The 22,801-nt window shown below is 58.3% G+C and carries 23 protein-coding genes and 1 other RNA gene; 3 read left to right on the top strand and 21 right to left on the bottom strand.

Annotation, left to right across the window (positions count from 1 at the left end; genetic code table 11):
• Positions 1-10 precede the first annotated feature (10 nt).
• The 9 genes from mraY to rsmI form a co-directional block, all read right to left on the bottom strand.
• Complete coding sequence (gene mraY / locus FGO67_RS13575) at positions 11-1,096, bottom strand: phospho-N-acetylmuramoyl-pentapeptide-transferase (protein WP_203301239.1); 1,086 nt, start codon at positions 1,094-1,096, stop codon at positions 11-13.
• The gene (locus FGO67_RS13570; RefSeq protein WP_203301238.1) at positions 1,081-2,472 is read right to left on the bottom strand and encodes a UDP-N-acetylmuramoyl-tripeptide--D-alanyl-D-alanine ligase; all 1,392 of its coding nucleotides are present in this window, start codon (positions 2,470-2,472) and stop codon (positions 1,081-1,083) included. The genes mraY and FGO67_RS13570 overlap by 16 nt, the downstream gene beginning before the upstream one ends.
• Positions 2,469-3,953 carry a UDP-N-acetylmuramoyl-L-alanyl-D-glutamate--2,6-diaminopimelate ligase gene (locus FGO67_RS13565; protein ID WP_203301237.1) on the bottom strand — a complete coding sequence of 495 codons (1,485 nt, stop codon included), beginning with the start codon at positions 3,951-3,953 and terminating at the stop codon, positions 2,469-2,471. Before FGO67_RS13565 ends, FGO67_RS13570 begins: the two co-directional genes overlap by 4 nt.
• A 4-nt stretch (positions 3,954-3,957) precedes the next feature.
• Positions 3,958-5,697 carry a peptidoglycan D,D-transpeptidase FtsI family protein gene (locus tag FGO67_RS13560; protein ID WP_203301236.1) on the bottom strand — a complete coding sequence of 580 codons (1,740 nt, stop codon included), beginning with the start codon at positions 5,695-5,697 and terminating at the stop codon, positions 3,958-3,960.
• Positions 5,698-5,730: 33 nt separating this feature from the next.
• Entirely contained in the window at positions 5,731-6,135 is a 405-nt protein-coding gene (gene ftsL / locus FGO67_RS13555) for a cell division protein FtsL (RefSeq protein WP_203301235.1), read from the bottom strand.
• A gap of 2 nt (positions 6,136-6,137) precedes the next feature.
• Entirely contained in the window at positions 6,138-7,121 is a 984-nt protein-coding gene (gene rsmH, locus FGO67_RS13550) for a 16S rRNA (cytosine(1402)-N(4))-methyltransferase RsmH (protein WP_203301234.1), read from the bottom strand.
• The gene (gene mraZ / locus FGO67_RS13545; RefSeq protein WP_041340262.1) at positions 7,118-7,570 is read right to left on the bottom strand and encodes a division/cell wall cluster transcriptional repressor MraZ; all 453 of its coding nucleotides are present in this window, start codon (positions 7,568-7,570) and stop codon (positions 7,118-7,120) included. The genes rsmH and mraZ overlap by 4 nt, the downstream gene beginning before the upstream one ends.
• Positions 7,571-7,870: 300 nt before the next feature.
• An RNA gene (rnpB, locus tag FGO67_RS13540) (RNase P RNA component class A) lies at positions 7,871-8,223 on the bottom strand.
• Positions 8,224-8,282: 59 nt separating this feature from the next.
• Positions 8,283-9,173, bottom strand: a complete 891-nt coding sequence (gene rsmI / locus FGO67_RS13535) for a 16S rRNA (cytidine(1402)-2'-O)-methyltransferase (RefSeq protein WP_238942460.1) — start codon at positions 9,171-9,173, stop codon at positions 8,283-8,285.
• 132 nt (positions 9,174-9,305) lie between these two features.
• On the opposite strand from rsmI, the gene FGO67_RS13530 reads away from it, so the two are divergent.
• From FGO67_RS13530 to FGO67_RS13520, 3 genes are read left to right on the top strand one after another with little or no spacing between them, the layout of a single operon-like run.
• Positions 9,306-11,180 (top strand): penicillin-binding protein activator, encoded by a 1,875-nt coding sequence (locus FGO67_RS13530; protein ID WP_203301233.1) that lies wholly within the window; start codon positions 9,306-9,308, stop codon positions 11,178-11,180.
• Between the two features lie 26 nt (positions 11,181-11,206).
• A complete protein-coding gene (locus FGO67_RS13525; protein WP_203301232.1) occupies positions 11,207-11,572 on the top strand; it encodes a YraN family protein in 366 nt (121 codons plus the stop codon).
• 9 nt (positions 11,573-11,581) lie between these two features.
• Positions 11,582-12,172, top strand: a complete 591-nt coding sequence (locus tag FGO67_RS13520) for a D-sedoheptulose-7-phosphate isomerase (protein WP_138440950.1) — start codon at positions 11,582-11,584, stop codon at positions 12,170-12,172.
• A gap of 41 nt (positions 12,173-12,213) precedes the next feature.
• On the opposite strand, the gene FGO67_RS13515 is transcribed toward FGO67_RS13520, so the two are convergent.
• The 12 genes from FGO67_RS13515 to FGO67_RS13460 all read right to left on the bottom strand — a co-directional run bounded on the left by FGO67_RS13515 (position 12,214) and on the right by FGO67_RS13460 (position 22,631).
• Positions 12,214-12,621, bottom strand: a complete 408-nt coding sequence (locus FGO67_RS13515) for a ClpXP protease specificity-enhancing factor (RefSeq protein WP_041343772.1) — start codon at positions 12,619-12,621, stop codon at positions 12,214-12,216.
• Positions 12,622-12,680: 59 nt separating this feature from the next.
• The gene (locus tag FGO67_RS13510; protein ID WP_041340254.1) at positions 12,681-13,310 is read right to left on the bottom strand and encodes a glutathione S-transferase N-terminal domain-containing protein; all 630 of its coding nucleotides are present in this window, start codon (positions 13,308-13,310) and stop codon (positions 12,681-12,683) included.
• A gap of 109 nt (positions 13,311-13,419) precedes the next feature.
• On the bottom strand, positions 13,420-14,175 hold the full coding sequence (locus FGO67_RS13505) for a cytochrome c1 (RefSeq protein WP_203301231.1): 756 nt from the start codon (positions 14,173-14,175) through the stop codon (positions 13,420-13,422).
• Positions 14,175-15,407, bottom strand: a complete 1,233-nt coding sequence (locus FGO67_RS13500) for a cytochrome b (RefSeq protein ID WP_203301230.1) — start codon at positions 15,405-15,407, stop codon at positions 14,175-14,177. The genes FGO67_RS13505 and FGO67_RS13500 overlap by 1 nt, the downstream gene beginning before the upstream one ends.
• Positions 15,407-16,000: a ubiquinol-cytochrome c reductase iron-sulfur subunit gene (gene petA / locus FGO67_RS13495; RefSeq protein WP_203301229.1), complete on the bottom strand. Its 594-nt coding sequence runs from the start codon at positions 15,998-16,000 to the stop codon at positions 15,407-15,409. The genes FGO67_RS13500 and petA overlap by 1 nt, the downstream gene beginning before the upstream one ends.
• Positions 16,001-16,241: 241 nt before the next feature.
• Complete coding sequence (rpsI, locus tag FGO67_RS13490; RefSeq protein WP_041340250.1) at positions 16,242-16,634, bottom strand: 30S ribosomal protein S9; 393 nt, start codon at positions 16,632-16,634, stop codon at positions 16,242-16,244.
• 12 nt (positions 16,635-16,646) lie between these two features.
• Entirely contained in the window at positions 16,647-17,075 is a 429-nt protein-coding gene (rplM, locus tag FGO67_RS13485; RefSeq protein WP_203301228.1) for a 50S ribosomal protein L13, read from the bottom strand.
• A gap of 204 nt (positions 17,076-17,279) precedes the next feature.
• Positions 17,280-18,068 (bottom strand): TatD family hydrolase, encoded by a 789-nt coding sequence (locus tag FGO67_RS13480; protein WP_203301227.1) that lies wholly within the window; start codon positions 18,066-18,068, stop codon positions 17,280-17,282.
• Between the two features lie 21 nt (positions 18,069-18,089).
• Complete coding sequence (gene prfC / locus FGO67_RS13475; protein ID WP_203301226.1) at positions 18,090-19,670, bottom strand: peptide chain release factor 3; 1,581 nt, start codon at positions 19,668-19,670, stop codon at positions 18,090-18,092.
• Between the two features lie 89 nt (positions 19,671-19,759).
• The gene (rimI, locus tag FGO67_RS13470; RefSeq protein ID WP_338039577.1) at positions 19,760-20,278 is read right to left on the bottom strand and encodes a ribosomal protein S18-alanine N-acetyltransferase; all 519 of its coding nucleotides are present in this window, start codon (positions 20,276-20,278) and stop codon (positions 19,760-19,762) included.
• The gene (locus FGO67_RS13465; protein ID WP_203301225.1) at positions 20,245-21,048 is read right to left on the bottom strand and encodes a 2-isopropylmalate synthase; all 804 of its coding nucleotides are present in this window, start codon (positions 21,046-21,048) and stop codon (positions 20,245-20,247) included. The genes rimI and FGO67_RS13465 overlap by 34 nt, the downstream gene beginning before the upstream one ends.
• A 32-nt stretch (positions 21,049-21,080) precedes the next feature.
• Positions 21,081-22,631, bottom strand: coding sequence for a 2-isopropylmalate synthase (locus tag FGO67_RS13460; RefSeq protein WP_203301224.1), 1,551 nt, complete (start codon positions 22,629-22,631; stop codon positions 21,081-21,083).
• Between the last annotated feature and the right edge of the window lie 170 nt (positions 22,632-22,801).

Below are 22,801 nucleotides of genomic sequence, written 5' to 3'. Positions count from 1 at the left end.
ATGCATACCCTTAGCGTATCTTCAGACTGGCCAGGCCAATCAGGACCAGAACTACGGTGACCACCCAGAACCGCACGATTACCCGCGGTTCAGGCCAGCCTTTCAATTCAAAATGATGGTGCAACGGTGCCATGCGGAAGATCCGCCGACCGGTGAGGCGAAACGAAGCCACCTGCAGGATCACCGACACCGTCTCCATGACGAACACGCCACCCATGATGAACAGCACGATCTCCTGACGGACGACCACTGCAACCACACCCAGCGCAGCGCCGAGAGCCAGGGCACCGACATCGCCCATGAACACCTGGGCCGGATAGGTGTTGAACCAGAGGAAACCGAGCCCGGCACCCACGATCGCACCGCAGAACACAATCAGTTCACCGGTGCCTGGCAGGTGGGGAATGAGCAGGTAATCAGCAAACTGCGCGTGACCGGACAGGTACGCAAAAATCCCCAGAGCACCCGCCACCATCACCGTGGGCATAATCGCCAGCCCATCCAGGCCATCGGTGAGGTTCACCGCGTTACTGCTGCCGACGATGACAAAGTAAGTCAGCAGGATGAAAATGACCGGCCCCAGCGTCAGCGACACCTGCTTGACGAATGGCACGTACAAAGAGGTTTCCTGGGGCAGCGCCGAGCTTAAAAACAGAGCGATGGCGGCCGCGGCACCAATGACAGACTGCCAGAAGTACTTCCAGCGCCCGGGCAGGCCACGGGGGTTACGCTCCACAACCTTGCGATAGTCGTCGACCCAGCCCACAGCCCCGAACAGCAGGGTGACCAACAAGGTGATCCAGACGTAACGGTTGCTGAGATCGGCCCACAGCAGCGTGCTGATACCGATACCCACCAGGATCAAGGCGCCACCCATGGTCGGCGTGCCGGCCTTGCTCAGATGGGTTTGCGGGCCATCGTCGCGCACCGCCTGGCCGATCTGATACTGGCTCAGCTTGCGAATCATCACCGGCCCGATGATCAGTGAGATCAGCAGCGCCGTGAGGGTACCCAGGATCCCGCGCAGGGTCAGGTACTGAAACACGGTCAGTGCCGAGAAATATTGTGATAGAACCTCTGTCAGCCAGAGCAGCATGAGTTATTCACCTTGTCTTTAATTCCCTCTACCACGCGATCCATGGCAGAACTTCGGGACCCCTTCACCAACACCGTCAGCGGCGACTGCTTCGCGCTGATCACAGCGTTAACGGCGTCTTCGTGGGTCTGATATACCTCTGTCGCTGCACCAAAGCCCTCGGCGTAGCCTTCACAGCCGGGGCCAACGGTCAGCAAACGTTCAATCTGCTCAGTACGGGCGAACTCGCCCACTTCCCGGTGCAGGGCCTTGGCCTGCGGGCCCAGTTCGGCCATGGCGCCGAACACGGCGATGCGCTCACCTTCCTGCTTGGCCAGGACACTGAGCGCGGCCTTCATGGACGCCGGGTTGGCGTTGTAACTGTCATCAATAACGGTCAGTCCCGGCGCCAGCTCGATATTCTGCAGGCGGCCCTTAACCGGCGCTAGCGCCGCCAGTCCGGCGACAACAGCCTGATCATCAGCACCCAGTTCCCGCGCCGCGGCAATGGCCAGCAAGGCGTTGGTCTGGTTGTGCTCACCCGCAAGGGCCAGGTCTACGGTGCAACTCCACCCGTCCGGCCCGACAACCTGGAACGACTGACCGTTCGTCTGCGACCGGACTGCTTTCACGCCATAGTCAGCGTCGGCGCTTCCCTGCCGGCTGACACTGACCACCCGGCGATGCCCTGCCCGTGCCTGCCATTGGTCGAAGGCGGGGTCGTCCCGGTTCAGCACTACCAGACCGCCATTTTCGACACCTTCGATGATTTCGCCCTTGGCCCGGACAATGTTCTCGTAGCTGCCAAATCCTTCCAGGTGCGCCGAGCCTGCGTTGGTCAGCATCACAACCTGGGGCCGGGTAATAGCCACGGTGTGCGCAATTTCGCCCAGCCCGCTGGCACCCAGCTCAATGGCGCCATAACGGTGGTCCGGCGCCAGCTCAAACAGGGTCAGCGGCACACCAATGTGGTTATTCAGGTTGCCACTGGTGGCCAATGTCGGCCCCAGTTGCGCCAGGATTGCCGCGGTCATTTCCCGAACGGTGGTCTTGCCACTGCTGCCGGTCACCGCCACCAATCGGGCGTTGCTTTCGTTGCGATTGCCACCGGCCAGCTGGGCCAGCGCGTTAACGGTATCGGACACCACCAGCTGCGGCAGGTCCACGGTGGCATCGGCCTCATCCACAACGGCGGCCACCGCGCCACGATCACGGGCCATCTGCAGGAAACCGTGACCGTCAAAATTGTCACCACGCAAGGCGACGAACAGTTGCCCCGGTCCAATGGAGCGGGTGTCCGTGGAAACCCCAGTAAACTCGGTTCCCTCGAGCCCTGAACGGCTGCAGGTGGCACCGGTCCACTGCTGGGCTTCCGCCAACGAAAAGGCGCGCATCATGCCACACCACCATTCAGGTTCAAGCCATGCTGAACCTGCTCTGCGTCACTGAACGGAATTTTCTGCCCGGCCACTTCCTGATAGGACTCGTGGCCTTTCCCGGCGATCAGAACCAGATCGTCCGGCGTGGCCATTTTTATCGCCGTCTGGATGGCTTCTGACCGATCGTGAATCACCGACGCCCGATCTGAAGTAGAAAAACCGGCCACGATGTCATTGGCGATCACGGCAGGATCTTCGCTTCGCGGGTTGTCGTCGGTCACAATGACAACATCGGCCCGGGCCTCAGCTTCACGCGCCATTTCCGGGCGCTTGCCACTGTCGCGGTCGCCGCCACAGCCGAATACGCAGATCAGGCGTCCGGTCACGTGGGGGCGTAGGGCCGCCAGTGCGTTAGCCAGCGCATCCGGGGTGTGGGCGTAATCAACCACAACCCTGACGCCATTGGCGCCGCTAAACTTTTCCAGCCGGCCCGGCGGTGGCATGAGGCTAGTCACCGCCTGCTGCACGCGCTCAACCGGAACGCCCAGACTCAGTACGGTTGCCATGGCTGCCAGAACATTGCTGGCGTTAAAGCTGCCCATCAGGGGAACGGCGATGTCGAACGATCCCCACTGGCCATCCACGGTCGCCTCAAAGCCTTCATCGGTGGGCCGGAAGGACTTCAGCCAGAGTTCAGTCTGGGCCTCGTGGAGACTGTAGCGAACCCGGTCGCACTGACCGTCGAGCTGATCAAACAGTTGCCGACCAAACGGATCGTCAAAATTGATTACCGAGACGTGTACGGCCTCCCGGTGAAACAGACGCGCCTTGGCTTCGCCGTAGGCTTCCATCGAGCCGTGGTAGTCAAGGTGGTCACGGGTAAGATTGGTAAACACTCCGGCGACAATGGTCAGGCCATCAACCCGCCCCTGATCCAGGGCATGGGAGGACACCTCCATCACTGCGGCACGTCCGCCCTGAGCCAGAATGCGGGACAACATCCGGTTGGTCTGCACCACATCGGGTGTGGTGTGGGTCGCCGGCTGCAACGCGCCGGGCATGCCGTAACCAAGTGTACCCAGAACTCCGCATGGAGTTCCGGTATCTTTCAACAGACCAGCAATGTACTGGCTAACCGACGTCTTGCCGTTGGTGCCGGTAACTCCAATCAGGCGCAGCCGTTGGGAGGGGTGCTCGAAGAACCGGTCCGCGATTTCGCCCAGGCGACCACGCAGATCCACCACTGGCACCACCAGAGCCCCATGGAATTCCGAACATTCACCCGGCTCGGACGATTCCATAAGCACCACCGTCGCGCCTGCGGCGATGGCCTGCTCAACGTAATGATCCGCAGGAGTCTTGGCGCCGGCGAGAGCGACAAAGGCATCCCCGGACTTTACCGTTCGGCTGTCAGTTTTGAGCCCGTGAATGGTCACGTCGAACACCGACGGCACGGACACAATTCCCTGTAACAACGTGCTGAGTGATGTGATGCACATAGGCTTACCCTCGCTCCCCGGCTGTCTTAACCGGCGCATTCGCGCCACCGACTTCCAGTTCAGGCTTCACATTCAACAGTCGCAGTGCGTCACTCATGACCCGGGCGAATACCGGCGCAGCAACTTCACCACCGTAATATTCGCCGGACTGAGGCGCATCCACGGCTACAACCGTGACAATTCGTGGGTTATCGATCGGGGCCATGCCAGCAAAAATTGCCTTGTACTGGCTGTCCTCGTAACCCTGTTTTCCAACCAGGTGAACCGTTCCGGTCTTGCCGCCGGCCGTGTAAAAGCCCGGCTGAGCGCGCTTACCACTGCCACGGGAAACCACTTCCCGAAGCATGTTACGAACCTCATAGGTCACCTTCTCTGAGAGTACCCGCTGCCCCTCAGGTTCCCGATCCAGCTTAATCAGGCTCAGGGGATAGCGAACACCGCCATTGGCGATCACCATGTAAGCCTGCGCCAACTGCAGAGCGTTAACACTCAGGCCGTAGCCATAGGACAGCGTGGCTTCCTCAACCGGACGCCATTTGGGCGGCGACGGCAACACACCGACGGCCTCGCCCGGGAAACCGATGCCGGTTGGCTGCCCAAGCCCCAGCCGGCTGTACAAATTACGGATGGTGTCACCGCCAATGTCAGTGGCGATCCGGCTAATACCGACGTTGCTGGATTTCGCAATGATATCGGTCAGACTGATCACGCCGTAGTTGCGATGATCCCGAATCGTGAAACGGCCAAACCGGCGGTAACCGGGCGACGTGTCAATGGTGGTGTTGGTGGAATAGTCACCGGTTTCGAGTGCCGCCGCCATGGCGACCGGCTTCATGGTTGAGCCCGGCTCGAACAGATCGGTAATGGCCTTGTTCCGGAGATTTTCCGGGGCCAGCTGACTGCGATCATTGGGGTTATAGGACCCCTGGTTAACCATCGCCAGCACTTCCCCGGTATCCACATCCAGCATCACCAAGGTTCCGCCCCTGGCACTGTGCGCCTGAACCACGGCCTTGAGTTCGCGATAGGCCAAGTACTGGAGACGAAGGTCAATGCTGAGCTGAAGGTTATGGCCGGGGCTGGCGTCACGAATGAGAGTCAGATCCTTGATGACGCGACCACGGTTATCCTTAAGTACGCGCTTGCGACCGGACTCACCAGACAGCCATTGGTTGTAGGCCAACTCCATGCCTTCCTGGCCACGCTCATCAATGTTGGTGAAGCCAACGATGTGAGCAGTCACTTCGCCGGCCGGATAATAACGGCGGTACTCCTGCCGGGAATAAACTCCGTCGATATCCAAAGCCATGACTTCTTTGGCAAGGCCAGGCTGAACCTTCCGGCGCAGGTAGATGAACTCACGATCGACGTAGGTTTTCAGCCGTTCACGAAGACGAGCCTCACTGATATTGAGCAGCCGGGAAAGGTTGGTCAGGCGGGCCTCATCTGCATCCATCTCGGACGGGTTGGCCCACAGCGTCTGCACAGGCGTGCTGACGGCCAGCGGCTCACCGTAGCGGTCAGAGACAACGCCGCGATGGGCATCAATAGACTCGACACGAATGGTTCGAACATCACCCTGCTTACGCAAGAAATCGTTATCGACCACGTGCAGGTCAACCAGGCGCCAGCCCAGAGCCACGATCACCAGCAGGAAAACGCCCAGCACGGAGCCATAGCGCCAGGCCTTAAGGCCGGACGCCAATCGTTGGCTCCATGTTCTCTGCGTTCCCTGACCGGACAAATCAATCACCCTGACGGTTGTTATTATCGTGTATTAGTGCGCCAACGCCGGCGACATCAGTGGTACCAGAACGATATCCTGCCGCCCCGGAACGACCATCCCGAACCGCTCTGCTGCGAGCTTTTCCACTCGACCATGGGCACTCAAGGCACTCTGTTCCAGCAGCAGCTGACTCCACTCCTGCTGGTAGCGATCACGCTCGCCCTGCAGCTGAGACAACGTATTGAACAATTCACGGTTCTCATGGGCGCTGACCACAACGCCAATGGACGAGGCCACCAGCAAGGTCACCAGTGCCATGGAAATCATGACGTTACGCTGCCGGGTGGCATCAAAAACCTGCCGGGAAATCCGCACGGCCGTGGCAACACCCACACGCATCCGCTGCTTGTTGAGCTTGGCCGCTTTAACTGGCTGTTCGATTGCTACCGCACCCATGATTAGGCGCTCCCCTTCGGCTTATTATCTGAATCAATTCGTTCCAGAACGCGCATGACGGCGCTCCGGGCCCTGACATTGTCTCCAACTTCGTCTGCACCGGCTTTCGCCGCCTTGCCAATCAGGCGGAATGCCGAAGCTTCCTGATCGGCGGTGACCGGAATGCCTTTCGGCAGTTGCGGGCCGCGCGCCAGATCACGCATGAACCGCTTCACCACCCGGTCTTCCAGGGAATGAAAACTAATCACCACCAACCGACCACCGGGCGCGAGCCGATCAACGGCAGCTTTCAACCCTACTTCCAGATCCTCGAGCTCCCGATTGATGAAAATCCGGATAGCCTGAAAGGTCCGGGTCGCCGGGTGCTTATGCTTTTCTTTCTTGGGTACCGCCTCGCTCACCAATTCGGCAAGTTGACGGGTGGTTTCAATCGCCTCTTCTTGGCGACGCGCCACCACCAAACGGGCGATACGGCGGGAGAAACGCTCCTCGCCGTATCGAAAGATGACATCGGCAATGTCCTTTTCGTCCGCCTCGGCCAGCCATTCCGCTGCGCTCGGGGACTGCTGCGGATTCATCCGCATATCCAGTGGGCCATCACGCATGAAGCTGAACCCCCGCGAGGCGTCATCCAGCTGCGGCGACGACACACCAAGGTCCATCAAAACGCCATTTACGGTCGGCCACTGCTGACGCTCGAGCGCCACGTCCAAATCTGCAAAAGAGCCGTGAAACCAGGAAAACCGCGCATCCTCAGCGGCCAGTTCCTCGGCTACCCGAATCGCCTCCGGGTCTTTATCAATGCCCAGCAGGTGTGCCTGCTCTCCCAAGCGCCCTAAAACCAGCCGACTGTGACCACCACGACCAAAGGTGGCATCAACATAGGTGCCTTCGGGATCATTGACCAGGTAGTCGACCGCCGAGTCCAGAAGTACCGAGCGGTGCGAGTACGCGGCCCCGGACTTCTGCTTGCGTCCGGAGGTCATAGGGAAAGCGCCTCCATCTCAGGGGGCATATCATCGTCGTCGGAGGATTCATCGAGCCAGGCAAGCCAGCGCTCCTCACTCCACAGTTCCAGTTTTTTACCCTGACCAATCAACATCAGCTTCTTCTCTAGATGAGCGTAACTTCTCAGTGTCGGTGGAATCAGGATACGCCCTGCGGAGTCCAGCTCCATGGGCGCAGCATTACCAAGCAGCAATCGCTGCAACCGGCGCGCCGCCTTGTTCATGTTGGGCAGCGCTTCAATCTTGGGGCGCAGCGCCTCCCATTCGGGCTCGGGATAAACCAGCAAACACCTCTCTTCATCGGCATTGGCCGTCAATACAATGCGCCCACCACAAAGCTGCGCAAGTTCTTCGCGCAGCTTGGCGGGGATCGCTAAGCGACCCTTCGCATCCATATTGATGGCATGACTGCCAAGGAAATTGCTCATTTACGCCGTCTCTGGGGGGCCGAAAACCACAAAAAACCACTACTAACCACTTTTTCCCACTTATGCACACTATAGAAACACGCAATACACAATGCAAGCGCCGCAAACAGCGTCGCACTGGCAAAAGTTCCTTTTATGACAAGAGGTTACAGCGAGTGATTTGAGGCGGCGCCGAGATTACGAATAAGAAAAGAAGGAAAATCAAGTACCTGCAAAAAAGTCTGAAGAAGGCAAGTTAGGTTTGAGAATCTTTGGATATAACAGGCACCGCCTTTGACGGCACCTGTTATAAGGAGAAGAGAAATGAGTTCGCCGATAAGCCGGGTTCTGTCGTGGACAGTCATTCATCTAGGGTCTGCGTCACCACAGACCTCAAGCAACCTACCCGAATCCAGCGCGGGCCACGCCATTGGATTCCTATTTGGTCTTGCTCCAGGTGGGGTTTACCATCGCCGTGAACTGTTACCAGTCACGCGGTGCGCTCTTACCGCACCGTTTCACCCTTACCGGCGCCCGAAGGCGCTTAGGCGGTCTACTTTCTGTTGCACTTTCCGTCGGCTCTCACCGCCCAGGCGTTACCTGGCACCTTGCCCTGTGGAGCCCGGACTTTCCTCCCCCGGTTAAAAACCGGCGGCGACTGCCTGGCGAGCTCGGGCGAGACCATACTCCTGCGCCACAGGCCATGCAAGAAAAAGTGCCGGCGTAGAAATGCCTATTTCAGCTCCAGCGCCCGCTGATACAGCTCGTTCTTTGGCCGCCCACTCAGTTCGGCCACCAGCTTGGCCACCTTCTTAACTGGCAATTCGGGCAACAGCAGTTTAAGCAGGCGATCAATATCCAACGCCCCGGCGTCTTCGTCAGTGGTTACCGGCTCGGCACCGTGAATCATCACCACAAACTCCCCCTTGGTGCCGTGTGGATCGGCTTCAAGGGCTGCCAGCACCTCAGCAACGCTGCCCGAATAAAAGGTCTCGAAGGTTTTAGTCAGCTCACGACCCAGGACAATTTCCCGCTCCTCGCCAAACACCGACGCAATATCGCTCACGGCATCCAGAATTCGGTGGGGCGATTCATAGAACACCAGAGTCGCCGTCTCCCGAACCTGCTGCTCCAGGGCGGCGCGTCGACCAGAGCGCTTGGCCGGCAAAAAACCGACAAAAAGGAACCGATCGGTGGGCAGACCGGCAGCACTGAGTGCCGCCACCAGGGCACAGGCACCGGGGATAGGCGAAACTTTCAGACCGCGACTGCGGGCTTCTCGAACGAGCACATAGCCCGGGTCCGAAATGAGTGGTGTACCGGCATCGGAAATCAGCGCAACACTGCGGCCCGCCTCCAGTTCCTGCAGCAAACTGCCGGCGCGGTCGCGCTCGTTGTGGTCGTGCAGCGCGATCAGGCGCTTGTGCAATCCCAGGTGCTGCAGCAACCGACCACTGTGACGAGTGTCCTCGGCGGCCACCACATCAACCCTGTTCAGCACGGACACGGCACGAGAAGACAGGTCGTCCAGGTTGCCAATGGGTGTCGCCACAATGTAGAGAACGCCTTGAGCCTTCTCATTTTTGCCGGCTTCGGACACCGACTCCCTACCTTCAGATTTCAAATTCTATGCCTCATTGTCGCTGATGCCTGCACGATGACACTTACGTCATGTGAATTAACCCCGGAGCTGTTAAACTTGCCACCGTCAGATTGGCGCCACAAGCCCATTTATCCGGAGTAGTTCGAGCTTGCCATGATCAAAAATCCCGTCAACCACCGAGCCCTCGCCACCGTCTTTGCCGTGGCCCTGTTGTCCGCCGGTTGTGCCAGCGTAAACCTTCAGTCCCACGTTGCCCAGAGCCCGCAGCAGGCGCTGGAGCTTGCCGGCCAGGAAGACAATCGCGAAACCGCACAACGCTATCTGCTGCGTATTGCCAGCCGGTTTCAGGATCAAGGCAACCATGAGGCCGCGCGAACGCTACTGCAAAGCCAACAGTTAACGCAACCGGCACCGGAACTGGAAAGCCAGAAACGACTGCTGGCGATGGCAAGCGCCACTGCCCTGGACGACAGCGACTGGGCGCGCACTCTGGCCGCCAGCCTGTCTCCGGACAGCATCATTGAGTACAGCCCGGACTTAATGAACCGGGCAGCCCGATTGCAGGCCGAGACCTACACCCTGGCCGGCGAGCCGCTGCCCGCCGCCATGACCCTGATCCTGCTCACCCAGACCGACAGCCAGGCGAATCCGCAGCAGTTGCACGACCAGATCTGGCAGCAACTGAAGACCGTGCCGGATCGGACACTGGAGAACGCAAACAGCGAAGCCATCGGCTACGAAACACAAGGCTGGCTCGAACTGGCCATGACCGTGCGTGCGCCCGGCATTGAGCTCGACCAGCAGGGCCGGACCATTCGGAACTGGCAAAACAACTGGCCCGGACACCCGGCCGCCCAGGTTTTACCATCAGAACTGCAGCTGATTGCGAGCCTGGCGGAAAGTCGTCCTGAAAAGATTGCCCTCGCGCTGCCACTGACCGGCCCTCTGGGTGCTGCTGGCAAGGCGATCCGTGATGGGTTTATCGCGGCCTATTACGAAGATGCGTCCGTAGACCGTGAAGTCACGGAGATCCGGGTGGTTGATACCTCGAGCACACCGTTCAAGGAACTGTACGGTAAGCTGTCCGCGGAAAACGTCGACCTGATCGTCGGACCGCTTGAAAAGGAAGCACTGACTACCCTCAGCACAATGAACACCCTTCCAGTTCCGGCGCTGGGGCTGAACTACCTGCCGGCAGGTAAGAAAGCTCCCGAGGGCCTGTACCAGTTTGGCCTGTCGGCAGAAGATGAGGCCCGCCAGATTGCGGACCGCCTCAAGGCAAAGGACATTCATCATGCCCTGGTCCTGATTCCCCAGGGCGAATGGGGCGACCGCGTTGAAGCGGCCCTGAACCAGCGGATGACCGAAAACGGCAGCCAGCCCCTGAACACCGAACGCTTCTTCCGGGAAGACAACCTGCGCGCGGTCACCGCCGATTTGCTGGGCATCAGTGTGTCCCGGGACCGGGCAATCCAGGTGGAACGCACCATCGGCCTGGACGTGGAATTCGAGCCCCGGCGCCGGCAAGATGCCGAAGCCATCATCATGGTCGCTGAGCCGACCATTGCCCGTCAGTTCAAGCCCCTCTTCGCCTACTACTTTGGCGGCGATCTTCCGGTGTATTCACCGTCAATCGTTTACGAGGGCGATCCCGATCCAGCCCGGGACCGTGACCTGGACCAGGTGATCTTCACCGATACCCCCTGGACCCTTAGCAAGGACAACAAACTGCAAGCCGAAGCCAACAAGCACCTGTCTGGCACTCAAGGTCAACTGGGTCGCCTGTTTGCCATGGGGGCCGACGCCTGGCAGTTGAGCAAACGCCTACCGCTTTTACGCCAGGTGGAGTCGGCAACCATCGACGGCCAGACTGGCGAACTCAGCATGACCAACGACCGCCGCATTCATCGGGAGCAACTCTGGGCCCAATTCCGCAACGGCCGCCCGGAATTGTTACCAGAGCTTGAGACTGCCGAACCTGAAACGGTGGCTGAGGAAGCCCTCGGCTCACCAGTTCAGGGCGAATAAAACACCAGACAACGGATTGCTTTGCCATGGACGGCAACAAAGCAGTAGGCAACCATTACGAGGGCGTTGCCGCACGGTATCTGACCCGTCGCGGCGTGCGAATCATTGCCCGCAATGTCCACAGCCGTGGCGGTGAGATCGACCTGATCGGACAGGACGGGGAAACACTGGTGTTTTTCGAGGTGCGCTACCGCGGCCCTGGCAGTCTCGCCGACCCGGCCAGCTCCATCACCCCTCAAAAACAGCGCAGGGTCCGGCAGGCCGCGGCATTTTACCTTCATCGCCATGGCCAATGGGACTGTCTCAGCCGTATTGATGTTATCGCCATCAGCCCGGGAACCGTAAAAAGATACCGGGTACAATGGATTAAGAACGCAATTGACGCAGGGTAAACAGACGTAATGACGGACACCGAACACCAGATCAATCAATGGTTCGCCAGTCACATGGAGCAGACCGCACAGGCGGCAAGTACGGCTGGACCAGCCATTGAGGAAGTCGCCGATGCCTTCGTCAACGCACTGCTCCAGGATGGCAAAATCATCACCTGCGCCAACGGCAATGCCAACGTCTTGGCCCAGTATTTCTGCACCGCGCTACTGAACCGTTTTGACCAAGACCGTCCGGCACTGCCCGCCATTAACCTGGGCGCGGACGCTACAACCTACTCGGCTATCTGCCGGGATAACCGCTTCAACGATACCTTTTCGCGCCAGGTGCGCGCCATTGGTAAGCCTGGCGACCTGCTGTTTGTCATCGTTGACGACGGACACAAGGCCAACCTGATCCAGGCTATTCAGGCCGCCCACGATCGGGAAATGAATGTAGTGGTGCTGAGCGCACGGGAGAAATCCGACATCACCTCCCTGATGCACCCGGAAGACCATGAAATCGCCCTCAACAACCTCTCGCCCACCGAGGCAACACCGCTGCTGATGGTCATCATCAACGCCCTGTGCGGACTGATTGACAGCAAACTATTCGGGGGATAAAAAAAAGCCAGCAGATGCTGGCTTTTTTGACGATCGATTCGCTATTTCACGACCTTGAGCGTGGGCCGGCCTGATGGCCGATCCTCTCCACCCGGGCCGGAATCGCCCTTGTCGGTAGTGCCGTCCGGATCGGGTGAACCCGGCTCACTGCCAAACACCATCCCCTCACCGTTCTCCTTGGCGTAAATGGCCATGACCGCCTGCAGGGGAATGAACACCTGCATCGGAACACCACCAAAGCGCGCGCTGAACTCCAGGGCACCATTACCGACAACCAGACCTCGCACTGCGCCCGGACTGATATTCAACACGATCTGACCGTTCGCAACGTGCTCAGTAGGGACCTGAACACCCTGAACTCCGGCATCCACTACGATGTACGGCGTACAGTCGTTATCCAGAATCCACTCGTTGAAGGCCCGGACAAGGTACGGACGGCTCGATGTCATGGTGATACTGTTATCAGGCACTGCCAATCTCCTGGACCGGTATAGCGGGTGTCGACCGTTTAGCTGCGCATGTCTTCTTCAAGGTCAGAAAGGCTGGCTTTGAACCCTTCGCGACTGAAGATGCTTTCCATGTACTTATGCAGCGGACGCGCCTGCTTGTCGTCCAGGTCCACACCGAGCGCCGGCAGACGCCACAGGATCGGGGCGATGCAGCAATCGACGATGGTAAATTCTTCAGACAGGAAGAACGGCATCTCACCAAACAACGGTGCAGTCGCCAGCAGACTCTCGCGCAGCTCTTTGCGAGCGGCATCTGAAGCCTTGGCATTCGGCTGAGCCACGATCTGATCAACCAGACCACACCAGTCGCGCTGGATACGGTGAATCATCAGACGGCTGTTAGCGCGAGCCACCGGGTATACCGGCAACAACGGAGGATGCGGAAAACGCTCGTCCAGGTACTCCATCATGATGTTGGGCTCGTACAGCACCAAATCACGATCGACCAGCGTAGGCAAGGCGTTGTATGGATTCGTGTCAGCCAACTCAGCCGGCGGGTTATCAGGATCCACGTCTACAATGTCGACGGTAACACCCTTCTCTGCCAGAACAATACGCACTCGGTGGCTGTAATGGCTGACCGGATCCGAGAAAAACGTCATTGATGACCGCTTGGTCACAACGCCCATAAAACTACCTCACGAGTAAACAAATCGAAATGATTCCGAAAAAACGCAAAATTCCAGTGGGCCGGTTAATGCCCACTGGAAATCGGGAAACGGGATTATACCCTATTTCTTAGTGCACGTCCTTCCAGTACTCACGATTGAGCAGGTAGGCGAAGACGAAGAAGATCGCAACGAAGATCAGAACGAATACGCCCAAACGCTCGCGCTCTACCCGAATGGGGTCACCCATGTAGGACATGAAGTTGGTCAGGTCGTACATGGCCTGATCAAATTCAGCAGCAGACATGCTGCCCTCGATCGCGTATTCCGGGCAAACGTCGGCGTTGTTGATGTTACCGCTCAACGGCTCGACACTGGCATCGACGCCAATCTTCGGCTCAACCGCGCACAACCCCTGCAGACCCACCATAACGTGAGGCATACCAACGTTGGCATAGACCACGTTATTCACGCCCAGCGGACGGCTGTCGTCTTTATAGAAGCCACGCAGGTAGGAATATACCCAGGACTCGCCGCGCAGGCGGGTTTCCAGAGTCAGATCCGGTGGCGGTGCGCCAAACCAGTCCGCTGCCATGTCCTTGTTCATGGAGTTCTTCATCAGCTCACCGATTTTTGCACCGGTGAAAATCAGATTCTCCTCGTACAGCTCGACAGGAATCTCCAGGTCATCGGACACACGCTTATAGCGGGCGTACTCCATGGAGTGACAGCCCATGCAGTAGTTGGTGAACAGAGCCACACCACGCTGCAAAGATGCCTTGTCGGTGTGATCCGTTTCGATGTGATCGAGCGGAACAGCACCACCGGCCGCCAGCCCAAGGGCTGGCAGGATGGCGATGAAAAGACCAAAAATCAGCTTTCTCATTATCCTGTCACCCTCTCTGGCACTGGCTTGGTAGTTTCCATACGCGTGTAAAACGGCATGAGAATGAAGTAGAGGAAGTACAGCACGGTCAAGATCTGGGCGACGGTGGTACGTCCTTCTGTGGCCGGCACCAACCCCAGGTAACCCAGCACCACAAAGCTGACAACCAGGATGGCAAGCGCGACGCGGCTCATCCAGCCTTTGTAGCGCATGGAGCGAACCGGGCTGCGATCCAGCCAAGGCAGGACGAACAGGATAGCAATGGCGCCACCCATGACAACCACACCCCAGAATTTCGCTGGCAGACCAAACAGGTCAACCGTGACCGCGCGCAACATGGCGTAGAACGGGGTGAAGTACCAGACCGGCGCAATGTGCTCCGGTGTCTTCAGCGCGTTCGCCGGCTCAAAGTTGGGCTTCTCGATGAACAGACCACCGGCCTCCGGGAAGAAAAACACCACCACGAAGAAGATAAAGAAGAACACCGCCACACCCAAAAGATCGTGCACGGTGTAGTAAGGATGGAACGGAATACCGTCTTTGGGGTTGCCGTTCTCGTCCTTGTTCTTCTTGATATCGATACCGTCAGGGTTGTTTGAACCCACTTCATGCAGCGCCAGGATGTGCAGCACCACCAGACCCAGCAACACGATTGGCAAGGCTACAACGTGCAGGGCGAAGAAACGGTTCAGAGTGATACCGGATACCAGGTAATCACCACGGATCCACAGCGCCAGGTCTTCACCGATCACCGGAATGGCACCGAACAGATTTACGATAACCTGAGCACCCCAGTAGGACATCTGACCCCATGGCAGCAAATAGCCCATGAAGGCTTCCGCCATCAGCATCAGGTAGATCAGCATGCCGAAGATCCAGATCAGTTCACGGGGCTTCTGGTACGAGCCGTACATCAGGCCACGGAACATGTGCAGATAAACGACAATGAAGAACGCAGAAGCGCCGGTGGAGTGCAGGTACCGCAGCAGCCAGCCCCACTCGACATCACGCATGATGTATTCAACGGACGCAAATGCCCCCTCGGCGGAGGGGTTGTAGCTCATGGTCAGCCAGATGCCGGTGATTAGCTGGTTAACCAGCACCAGCATGGCCAGTGAGCCAAAGAAGTACCACATGTTGAAGTTCTTGGGCGCGTAGTACTTGCCTACGTGCTTGTTCCAAGCATCAACAACAGGCAGACGCTCGTCTACCCAGTTCAACAACTTGTTCATTACGCCGCCTCCGGATCAAGTCCAATCGTGAGGGTCGTATCATCGTCGTAGCGATACGGCGGAACCTCTAGGTTCAAGGGCGCTGGCTGTGCGTCGTATACCCGGCCGGCAAGGTCATACTTGGAGCCGTGACAAGGGCAGAACAATCCGCCGAGCCAGTTCTCGCCAAGATCCGCAGGTGCCACTTCCGGGCGATAGGAAGGCACGCACCCCAGATGGGTACACAAGCCCACAATGACCGCGATTTCCGGCTTGAGTGCGCGATAAATACCCTCGATATAGGGCGGCTGCTGGGGCGTTTCTGACTGAGGGTCTTTCACCGTCTCATTCAGTTTCTCAATATTTTCTAGCATCGCCTTGTCCCGGCGGATAACCCATACCGGCTTTCCGCGCCACTCGACGGTAATCTGTTGGCCCGGTTCCAGCTTGCTGACATTGACAGTTACTGGTGCACCGGCAGCTTCAGCCTTTGCACTGGGATTCCATGACCCCAGGAAAGGAACTGCCGCACCAACAACGCCAACCCCGCCGACAGCTGCTGTAGCGCCAATCAGAAACCGGCGCCGGCCTTGGCTCACGTCGCCATTACTCATTATGGTTTTCTCCCATCAGGCGATGTCACAGCCCGCAAGACAGCTGGCAATGTGCATCTAAAAGGACTTCACAACCCAAAAATATAAGCGACCAAATGGTAATGAAATTACCATGTGCTTACAAGTCGGAAAGCCGCTATCGGCGGCCGCTCCCCACTCCAGCTTAGCTGGCCGGCTCGGAAAACGGGCATAAAAAAACCCGACCGATTGGCCGGGTTTTTCGGGTTCTGCTCCAGCGGTATTAACGCTTGGAGAACTGAGGACGCTTACGCGCCTTCCGCAGACCCACTTTCTTACGCTCGACTTCACGGGCGTCACGGGTAACGTAACCCGCTTTGCGCAGAGCCGGACGCAGAGTTTCGTCATAATCCATCAGCGCACGAGTCAGACCGTGGCGAATAGCGCCGGCCTGGCCACTGATACCACCACCTTTAACGGTGATGTTAATGTCGAAACGATCAGCCGATTCCGCTACAACCAGCGGCTGACGCACGATCATGCGCAGAGTCTCACGACCGAAGAAGTCTTCGATAGTGCGACCGTTGATAGAGATGTTACCGCTTCCCGGCTTGATAAAGACCCGAGCCGTGGATGTCTTGCGGCGACCAGTACCGTAATTTTGTGCTACAGACATATCCGCCTTCCGTTAAATGTCGAGTTCTTTGGGCTGCTGGGCTGCGTGAGGATGCTCAGCGCCGGCATAGATTTTCAGCTTCTTGAACATGGCGCGGCCGAGCGGGCCTTTCGGAAGCATGCCTTTGACAGACTTCATAATAACTTGCTCGGGCGCCTTGTCTACCAGCTTCTCGAAGTTGATGGACTTGATTCCACCCGGAAAGCCAGTGTGACTGTAGTACATCTTGTCAGATGCCTTGTTGCCGGTAACCCGGACCTGGCCAGCATTGATAACTACAATGTAATCGCCAGTGTCGACATGAGGGGTATACTCAGGCTTATGCTTGCCCCGCAGACGACGGGCGATTTCGGTTGACAGACGACCCAGCGTCTTGCCGGCTGCGTCTACAACGTACCAGTCACGTTTTACTGTTTCTGGTTTCGCACTCAGAGTCTTCATTGATTCCGCCTTGAACGCTATATAAGAAACGTTAAAACCTCCACCCGAACAGCTTGGTTCCGGGAGAGATCTTTACCTGTAATTACTGTGGCAGTGACACCGTTCGGGGCTGAGACAGTGACATCGCCTTGAAAAGCCAGGGCGCGAAGTATACTCGAACCACCAAAGAATGCCAACCCTGACCCGCGGTGTTTCGTTATTCCCCTATGTCACCAGGACATCACCGGGTCGCCAGCGGTATAGCGCCGCCACGTTGTCCAACAGAATTGGCGCCAGCGCCTGCTCTGACGTGCCCCGCAACTCGGCGAGCACGCTCAGGATCTGCCCGAGATTGGCCGGCGAGTTGCGCCCGGCGCCCACACCCTGAGGCGACATATCGGGCGCATCGGTTTCCAGCACCAACGCATCCAGTGGCAGCCGGGCTACCGCATCTCGGGTCTTGCGTGCCCGCGGATGGGTAATAACCCCACCGACACCAATCGAACACCCCAGCGCAACCAGCTTGGCCGCCTGCTGATAACTGCCGGAGAAGCCGTGTACTAGAGCAGGCCCATTCCAGTTGAGCCGACGCAACGCACCGTGCACCTCGTCGTGAGTTCGGACCGAATGAATCACCAGGGGCAAATCCAATCGTGCAGCGAGTCCGACTTGCGCCTCAAACCAGGGCCACTGCTCTGCCGACGCACCGCGAAGCCGATCCAACCCGCACTCACCGATGGCGACAAAACGCTCAGGATAGTCACTGGCCAACTGCTCAAGCAATTCGAGGTCGCCAGCATCATGCTCGCCAACATACCAGGGATGGATACCCAGACAATAAGCCCCTTCCGGAAAAGCCAGCGCGGTATCTCGCACCCGGGACCAATCGGACCGACGAACCCCGGGGATAACCAAACCTACCAGGCCAGAGGCCCGTGCTTTGGCCAGCTCACCGTCGCGACAGTCGTCAAACTCCGGGAAGTCAAAATGACAATGGGCATCGACCAGCTGCACGGCAACCTCCAACTCGGTAGTTTAATGCTCCCGGGTCTTGTGGAATTCTACGTCTGGGAACCGCTCCTGAGCCAGATTCAGGTTAACCATGGTTGGCGCTATATAGGCCAACCGGTCACTGCCATCCAGGGCCAGGTTGTCGTTGTTTTTACGCTGGAACTCATCCAGCTTGCGCTCGTCCTTGCAGGTCACCCAACGTGCCGTCGCCACATTGATCGGCTCGTAAATGGCCTCCACCTTGTACTCGCTCTTCAGGCGGCTCACTACTACGTCGAACTGCAGCACACCGACGGCACCAACGATAAGATCGTTGTTCCGCAGTGGCCTGAAGACCTGGACCGCGCCCTCCTCGGACAACTGAATCAAACCCTTCTGGAGCTGCTTGGCCTTGAGCGGATCTTTCAGGCGAATACGGCGAAACATTTCCGGGGCAAAGTTTGGAATGCCCGTGAACTTCATGTTTTCACCCGCGGTGAAAGTGTCACCCAGCTGGATGGTACCGTGGTTGTGCAGCCCTATAATATCGCCAGGATAGGCTTCGGCGGCATGATCACGATCGCCCGCCATAAAGGTGAGCGCGTCGGAGAAACGCACTTCCTTGCCAATGCGTACGTGGCGAGCTTTCATGCCCTGCTCGTATTTACCGGAAACAATGCGCATGAACGCCACCCGGTCCCGATGCTGGGGATCCATGTTGGCCTGAATCTTAAACACAAACCCGGAGAAGCCATCGTCGGCAGGCTCGACCTCGCGCTGGTCAGTTTCCCGGGGCTGGGGTTGTGGTGCCCACTCAACCAGACCGTCGAGCATATGATCAACACCGAAGTTGCCCAATGCCGTACCGAAGAACACCGGGGTCAACTCACCGGCGAGAAACGCCTGCTGATCGAATTCGTGGGACGCGCCTTTGACCAGTTCGATCTCATCCCGCAAGTCAGAGGCGTAGGCACCAATGACTTCATCCAGCTCGGGATTATCCAGACCGGCAATGACCCGGGTGTCCTGGATCATGTGACCCTGACCTGACTGGTACAGAATCACCTCGTCGCGGAGCAGGTGGTAAACGCCCTTGAACCCTTTGCCCATACCGATTGGCCAGGTGATAGGCGCACAGGCGATCTTGAGAACGTCCTCGACTTCATCCATCAGCTCAACCGGGTCCCGGGTGTCCCGGTCCAGCTTGTTCATGAACGTTAGAATGGGTGTGTCGCGCAGGCGGGTGACTTCCATCAGCTTGATGGTCCGTTCCTCAACACCCTTGGCGCTGTCGATCACCATCAGGCAGGAATCCACCGCCGTCAGGGTGCGGTAGGTATCTTCAGAAAAGTCTTCGTGACCTGGCGTATCCAACAGATTCACCAGCTTGCCGCCATAAGGAAACTGCATGACAGAGGTGGTCACGGAGATACCCCGCTCCTTCTCCATTTCCATCCAGTCGGACTTGGCATGCTGGCCGGACTTCTTACCTTTGACGGTACCGGCTTTCTGAATCGCCTGCCCGAACAGCAGGACCTTTTCCGTGATCGTGGTTTTACCCGCATCCGGGTGCGAGATGATCGCGAAAGTACGGCGCTTGGCCACTTCCTGAGGAAGGTTCGACATAATAGAAAGGCAACCTGAATCTGATGTTCCGAGAAAGGCGCTATTATAGGGGCTAAGGGATTCTGACGCGAACCGCTATTACCGAGACATCAAGCAGGGAATTGGAGCGCCATGACCCGGGCATCCTCACGGCCATCACCGCTTGGATAGAACTCCGGCCGTCGACCTATTTCTTCGAATCCTTCCACTGAATAGAGCCGGTAAGCGGCGTCGTTACTGAGGCGAACCTCCAGAATGGTCTGAACCATCTGCTCACGGGCTGCTTCGCTCAGCAAATGCCTGAGCAATCGTCGCCCGGCACCTTGGCCCTGCCAGCGCGGATCTACGCACAGGTTCAACAGATGGGCTTCGTCGAACATGTAGGCGACCACGGCGTAGCCCACCAGTAGATCGCCATGGCAGGCAGCCCACAAACGGTAATTGGCCCGAAAGCAGTCGCGGAACAGGGTCTCAGTCCAGGGGTAGGAATGCCCTTGGCGTTCGATCGAGAGAGCCCGGGGCAGGTCATCCGTGGTGAGGCCGCGAATCAGAAGATCCCCGTCCAGCACCCCTTGATAGGTTTCCGAGCCCCGCATCATTGACCAGCCAGCGGCTTCAGCTCCTGCCATAAGGCACGCTTGAGAGCCGGGCTGGTGGCGAGTTCGGCGAGGCTATGGTTAAAGCTGATTTCCGGGCTGACACCGGCAATGTGTTGGAACCAGGACTCATCGCCGCGGTAGTCATCCGGTGCAGTGACCCCGAGGGCAATCAGCTTCCGGCCGTCCAAGTCCGACAGCGCGTACGCCAACACAGCTCGAAGATCGCTCAGGGAATTGCCCGGCGCCCGGACATTGTTAAACACTGGCCAGTGAATGGGACCGACCGAGCGCAAATCGCGCTCGCCCACACTTTTAAGGATGTTTTCGGCCAGCGTCTCCTGCAGCCGGACACTGGCCTCCTTCGAGACACTGGCTACCACCGCCGTTTTCCGGCCAACCCAGACCTGCAGATTCAGCGCCGGTACAACTTCTCTGGCAGAAGAAGCTGGCGCCTCTTCAACCGGTGCCGCATCGGTGGTGGTTTCGGCGGCAGCGTCGGCCGAGCTCGACGGCTGCGGCCGGGCAGGCTTTGAAACCGGCGTCTCCATCAGCGCCTGGAGATTGGCCACACGGGCACTGTCAGCCTCGGACCGGCCGGGCACAGGCGGCGCTGCTTTGGGTTGAGACCGGGACGGCGCTGGTGCCGCCTCCACCCACGGTTCTGCAACCACATCAGCCTCGTCGCCGCCAAACTCGAATTCAGGACTGGCCGCCGCGCCTGGCAGGGCACCACGGGCATACCACAACCGTATGCCTGCCGCGCCGAGATAGAACTGTCGTTCAGTTTCCGTTTGAATCATCCGGTTTGCCCAGTGTCGCCGCTAGAATGCATTTACACGTCCGCAACCTGTGGGTGCTGCCGGATACCGCCACGACTGATCAGGTTGAGTGCTTCGATGTAGGCTTTTGCCGAGGCGATGATGATATCTGTGTCGGCACCCACTCCGTTCACAATTCGGCCTCCACGTTCCAGGCGCACGGTCACCTCGCCCTGGGCATCGGTACCGCTGGTGATCGCATTAACGGAATAGAGCTGCAGATTGCAGCCAGAGTCGACCAGGGATTCAATCGCCTTGAAGGTGGCATCCACAGGTCCACCCCCCTCAGCCTCTACCTTGTGTTCCTTGCCATCAAGGGTCAGGGTCATGTTGGCCTTGGGCACCACACCGGTTTCAGAACAGACCTGCATGCACACCAGGCCGTAGCGCCCCACTTCTTCCTTCTGGCGGGTATCGCTGGCAATCGCCTGGAGATCCTCGTCGAAGATCTCGTGCTTGAGATCAGCCAGGGCCTTGAACCGGGTAAAGGCTTCGTTGAGCTCGGTTTCGGTGTCGAACTGGATGCCGAGCTCCAACAACCGGGTTCGGAAGGCATTCCGGCCCGAATGTTTGCCCAGCACCAAGGAATTGGTGTGCCAGCCCACATCCTCGGCACGCATGATTTCATAGGTCTCACGGTGCTTCAGTACGCCGTCCTGGTGAATGCCCGACTCGTGGGCAAAGGCATTGGCACCCACGATAGCCTTGTTGGGCTGGACCGGGAAGCCGGTAATGGTGGATACCAGGCGAGAGGCCGGAACAATGTGCCGGGCGTCTACCTGAGTGTCGATGTTGAACAGGTCCTGACGAGTACGTACCGCCATGACGATCTCTTCAAGGGAAGCATTACCAGCACGCTCGCCCAACCCATTGATGGTGCATTCCACCTGACGGGCTCCCTGGGTTACTGCCGCCAGGGAGTTGGCAACTGCAAGCCCCAGATCGTTGTGGCAGTGGACCGAGAAGATCGCCTTGTCGGCATTGGGAATACGGTTCAGCAGCTGGTGAATGGTTTCACCGAACTGCTCGGGAATCGCATAGCCTACGGTGTCCGGGATATTGATGGTACGGGCTCCGGCATCAATGGCCGCCTCAATGATCCGACACAGAAAGTCGAGCTCAGAGCGGCCGGCGTCTTCGCAGGAGAACTCCACGTCGTCGACGTGACTGCGAGCACGCTTCACCGCGCGCACCGCCTGTTCCACCACTTCGTTCGGCTGCATCTGCAGTTTGTGTTTCATGTGGATGGGAGACGTGGCGATGAAGGTATGAATTCGCCCCCGCTCAGCCGGCTGAATCGCCTCAGCCGCCCGATCAATGTCTTTATCGAGGGCGCGAGCCAGGCTACAGACCGTGGATTGCTTGATGGATTCCGCAATGGCCTTTACCGCCTCGAAATCGCCCTGGCTGGCAATGGCAAACCCCGCTTCGATGACGTCAACACGGAGCTTCTCCAGCGCCTTGGCAATCCGGAGCTTTTCCGTCTTGTTCATGGTTGCGCCGGGGCTTTGCTCGCCGTCGCGGAGCGTGGTGTCAAAGATAACCAGGTGGTCTTGGGCGGGCATTCGTGGGCTCCATCAAACAAAGTGGCTCAATATAGCGGGAGTATACCATCGCCCGAGCCTTTCGTTCAGGCAATAAAAAACCCCAGCTTCGAAGAAGCTGGGGTTTTCGGTATTAAGAGTCTGACGATGACCTACTCTCACATGGGCAAATGCCACACTACCATCGGCGC

The sequence above is a fragment of the Marinobacter sediminum genome, assembly GCF_016820575.1.
Taxonomy (GTDB): domain Bacteria; phylum Pseudomonadota; class Gammaproteobacteria; order Pseudomonadales; family Oleiphilaceae; genus Marinobacter; species Marinobacter sediminum.
The sequence above is the reverse complement of the archived record's forward strand: the minus strand, read 5'-3'. Positions and strand labels throughout refer to the sequence as shown.